This window comes from Kitasatospora sp. NPDC093558 (genome assembly GCF_040683475.1).
Classification (GTDB): domain Bacteria; phylum Actinomycetota; class Actinomycetes; order Streptomycetales; family Streptomycetaceae; genus Kitasatospora.
The window spans coordinates 1-1,515 of sequence record NZ_JBFBDY010001118.1; the positions used below are offsets into that span (position 1 = coordinate 1).

General features: G+C 71.4%; 1 protein-coding gene. It reads right to left on the reverse strand.

The window, feature by feature from the left end; translation table 11 throughout:
* Window positions 1-307: 307 nt before the first annotated feature.
* On the reverse strand, window positions 308-1,515 hold a 1,208-nt coding region (locus AB0O00_RS39005; protein WP_363659416.1), incomplete at its 5' end, for a DUF885 domain-containing protein.

Genomic DNA, 1,515 nt, shown 5'->3' on the forward strand with positions numbered 1-1,515 from the left:
GCGGCATAATGCTCCATCCTCTCTACGCATTCGTATGACAGGGAACCCGGGCACTGCGAACACCGGAGCAGCGCACAGCCCGGCGGACGGAAGCATTCCACGCGGAATCAGGAATTCACCCACCGGGCCGAATTTCCGTCGATGGCACCCACCGCCCACTCGGACCACCGTAGTCGAACCACATGCTCAGCGGCCAAACCAGTATCGCCGAATTCACTCAAGCGAGTGCTCATTCGCCTCGCAGGGAGATTGGCAGACGTGGCCTACGGAACGTACACGGAGTGAATCCATTATTTTATTTTCAGCTTCACTGACGAGCACCACGAGTACCGAGTTCGCGCGCCACCCTCTCGCCCAGGGCCCGGAACGGCAGCCCCCCGCCGTCCAGCAACGCCTCGTGGAAGGCCCGCACGTCGAACCCGACGCCGAGCCCGGCTTCGGCCCTCGCCCGCAGCCGGCCGAACTCCAGGAAGCCTGCCCGGTAGGAAAGCGCCTGTCCGGGCAGGTCCGTGGAGTAGCGCAGCAGGTCGGAGGCGATCTGGCCGTCCGCCTCGGTGGAGTTGGCCCGCATGAACTCCCGCGCCTGCGCGAGGCTCATCGTCCCGAGGTTGAGCCCGGTGTCGACGACCAGCCGCTGCGCGGTGAACCGCTCCTGGGTCAGGCGCCCGTAGGCGTCCCACGGGTCGTCGTAGAGGCCCATCTCCCAGCCGAGACCGGCCGCGTACTCGGCCCAGCCCTCGTTGAACGCGCCGAACTCGGCCACCTCGCGCCGCAGTTGCGGCAGCGCCCGGTTCGCCGCCTGCCGGGCGAGGTGGAAGTGGTGCCCCGGCGCCAGCTCGTGGTAGATCAGGGAGGCCGCGCCCAGCAGGGATCGCCGGTCCAGGTCCGAACCGTTGTAGCGGTAGCGCCCGACGGGGTTGGCGGCGGTCGGCTGCTCGTAGTACCCGAAGGTCATCCCCGCCTCCAGTGCCGGGTCCAGCCGGGCCAGCCCGTACGGCGCGGCCGGCAGGGTGGCGAACCACTGCGGCAGCAGCAGGGCGAGCCGGTCGAGGTGGCCCCGGTAACGGGCCTCGACCTCATCCGGCGTCCGGGCGTACAGGCGGGGCTCGCTCCGCAGCCGGTCGTGGAACTCGGCCTCGGGGCCGGTGAATCCGAGGGCGGTACGGACCTCCCGCATCCGCTCGGCCAGTTCGCGGCACTGCTCGCGGCCGAGCTCGTGCAGCCGCTCGGGCGGCGTGTCGTTCCCGGTGTGGGTCCGGACGAACTCCCGGTACGCCTCCTCCCCGCCCGCGTACTGCGCCCAGCCGACGGCCTGTGGCGCCGCGCGCAGGTACCCGGGGTCGTCGAGGACGGCGAGCAGCCGGTCGAAGGCCGGGGCCAACCCGGTCTCCACCAGCCGCCGTACGCCGTCCCGGAGGCGCCCGCGCCCGGCCGGACCCAGCCCGTCGAGCCGCCCCTCTGCCACCTCCACCCGGCCCGCCACCGAGGCCCGCAGGCCGACGAGGGTGGCGCGCG